The following is a 2,819-nucleotide window of genomic DNA, read 5'->3' on the forward strand; positions in this document are numbered from 1 at the left end:
TTCCCGCGCCTGGTTTCTTTATTCAATGGGGCGCGAGTGGATGGGCAGCTATTTCCGTGAGCGCATGGTGTTTTTCGGCGAAGCCAGCAGAAGAGAGCTTGCGCTTAATCCTGAAGTGACAGCGACGATGCTCGCCGGGCGCACGCCTTTGCCAAGCTCGGGACTTTCCGTTGCCGCTCAATTCCCCGTCATGGATGCACAACGTATGGCCGAGGCTCAGCAAGCCATCGAGGCGCACTGGGACGCCTATTACGCCAAGGTCAGCGAGGTGAGCAATGCGCCAGCCTGACCCCGTCTTTCGATGCTCTGCTCCAGGAATCAAACTCATGTCCAATCCTATTTCGTATCGAGTGCTGATGGCTGCCATATGCGGTCTGGTTGGGGCTGTGCTTGTGCAAAGTGCTCAGGCCAGCACCCTTGAAGCTATTAATCACACTCACTGGGCCATTAACCGCTTCGGTGTCGACGGTCGCTCGGGTATCGACATTGTTGGGCCGTACCAAGGTGGCGGGGGAGGTTGCTGTTACGTCGCCCCGTCGCGCTGGCAGCCGGGAATGACTGTGCGTGTTGATTGGGAAACCGGAGTGGCTTATTCCTATGACAACCCTGGCCTTGCTGATGAGGCTAAGTACGATGCTTGGCTAGACAAAGTCGATGCCCAAAAACGCCAACACAGCAAACTAGTCCCCATCCCCGACTACACCGGCCAAAAAGTCTGCGGCCTAACCGTACATTTCCTGCCCTGTGATGAACTCCAGGTCACCACCTCCTGCTACGCCTATGGCAGCCCCGAATACCCGATCAAAACCCCGCTGCACTTGCCGGAGCCTCAGTCATGTCCGAAGTAATGTGCGGTCTTAATCGGGAGGTGCGGTGATGCCCAGCCCCACGGACGGCAGGTATCGCCTCGCCCTGCTCGGAGCCCTTGTTGGCGCATTGCTCGCGCAAAGCGCCCTGGCCAGCACCCTTGAAGCCATTAACCACACCCACTGGGCGATCAACCGCTTTAGTGTCGACGGTCGATCGGGTATCGACATCATCGGTCCGTATCAGGGGGGCGGGGGAGGTTGCTGTTACGTCGCTCCGTCGCGCTGGCAGCTGGGAATGACGGTGCGTGTTGATTGGGAACGCGGTGTCGCATACGCCGATGGATTCCCCGGTTACGAAGATTGGCCCAAGTATCTTGCGTGGGAAAAGCAGATTGACGCGCAAACGAGCAGGCACTCGAAGGTAGTACCAGTCCCTGATTACACGGACCAGAAAGTCTGTGGTCTCACCGTACACTTTCTTCCGTGCGATGAGATCCAGGTCACCACCTCCTGTTATGCCTATGGTAGTCCCGAGTACCCGATCAAGACCCCGCTGCACTTGCCGGAGCCTCAATCATGTCCGAAATGAAACATGCCAGTGTTTGGTATCCGCAGCCATTTCCATTCCGTGGACGTTTGCCTCGCCGCGTCGAACAGGTTCAGCAAAATATCCTTCGACAGTGCGAGCTGGAGCGAGGTTATCAAGATGCATTGTGCCTGGCGGCCGGTTATCGGGTTACGCCACCGTGCTGCAAGACGGTGCACATCAGCCTGTTTTTCGACGGCACTGGCAATAATCTGAATGATGACTTGTACATAGCCACTAAGCCGCACCCAACCAATATCGCCCGGCTGTTTCGCGCCACCATCGGGGACGGGTATGCCGGTGGTACCGGGCACCGCGACGAGGCCCAGCGGTTGACCGATGCGGCAGGCACCGGCAATGGCCAGTACTTCAAGTACTACATGCCCGGCGTCGGCACGCCGTTTGCGGAGGTGGGCGACCTGGATTTCACCGCTGTCGGGCTGGCGGGCGCCTGGTTCGGCGAAGAGCGGATCAACTGGGGACTGCTGATGCTTATCGATGCCCTGCGGCGCACGCTGGGTTTGCCTCGACAGGACAACGCGAGCCTGAAGGCGGCGGTCGGCGCCATGGGCACGTTGCCAGGGCTGGAATTTATCAAGGGCCAAGCCAACCGTGCCGCAGTGTTCAGCAAGCAGCTCAAGGCGATTGAAAAGCCGTTGCGCCTGGCGCTGGCACAGCCAAACCCCGGCTCATCGAAACTGTTGGGCATCAAGTTGTATGTTTTTGGCTTTTCCCGTGGCGCGTCGGCGGCGCGGGCCTTTGTCAGTTGGTTGAATGAGCTGATGCGTTACCGACCGTTCCTTAAACTGGACGATCTGGAAGTCCCGCTGAGTGTGGAGTACCTGGGGTTACTGGACACCGTGGCCTCGGTGGGCATTGCCGATATTATGCCAGGGGCAGATGGGCATATGGCCTGGGCCGATGGTAATCAGGAGCTTCCCGGTGGTGGGCTGGTCAAGCGTTGCCTGCATCTTGCGGCTGGTTTTGAGCAGCGTCTGTGTTTTCCGCTGGAGTCGATTCGCCGCGAGAGTGGCAGTTATCCGGTGAACAGTGTGGAAGTGATCTATCCGGGGGTGCACTCGGATTTGGGTGGAGGGTATCCGCCTGGGGATCAGGGGAAGGCCACCGGCAGGGATGACCGTCTGCTGCTGTCACAGATCGCGTTGCACGACTTATATGCTGACGCTTTCGTTCATGGTGCACCGTTAAAGGTACCTCCAGGTTCCCTGCCAATAGGGTTGCGCCATGAGTTATGGCGTGCAATGGAAACTGATGTGGAAAGGGCATTTGCTGTTGCGCCGGCTCTGGTCAACCGCTTCAACGCCTGGCGCCAGATGACCCTGGGCCTGCCCCATGTTTCCCACCCTCTGCCCATCGAACAAATTGAACGCTACCAGCCCCTCGCGACCACCACCACGCTGGAA

General features: G+C 58.6%; 3 protein-coding genes and 1 pseudogene. All 4 read left to right on the plus strand.

Features of this window, described 5'->3' with window-relative positions:
• A pseudogene (locus tag ACP7CJ_RS28740) lies at positions 1-289 on the plus strand (T6SS phospholipase effector Tle1-like catalytic domain-containing protein); the annotation flags it as partial.
• A 67-nt stretch (positions 290-356) separates the two neighbouring features.
• A complete protein-coding gene (locus tag ACP7CJ_RS28745) occupies positions 357-848 on the plus strand; it encodes a DUF3304 domain-containing protein (protein ID WP_426103230.1) in 492 nt (163 codons plus the stop codon).
• 28 nt (positions 849-876) lie between these two features.
• Positions 877-1,398, plus strand: a complete 522-nt coding sequence (locus ACP7CJ_RS28750; protein ID WP_426103226.1) for a DUF3304 domain-containing protein — start codon at positions 877-879, stop codon at positions 1,396-1,398.
• The coding region (locus ACP7CJ_RS28755) for a T6SS phospholipase effector Tle1-like catalytic domain-containing protein (RefSeq protein WP_426103228.1) at positions 1,386-2,819 on the plus strand (1,434 nt) is incomplete at its 3' end. The genes ACP7CJ_RS28750 and ACP7CJ_RS28755, both read left to right, overlap by 13 nt.

It is taken from the genome of Pseudomonas sp. PSPC3-2, from assembly GCF_049897085.1.
Taxonomy (GTDB): domain Bacteria; phylum Pseudomonadota; class Gammaproteobacteria; order Pseudomonadales; family Pseudomonadaceae; genus Aquipseudomonas; species Aquipseudomonas paraveronii.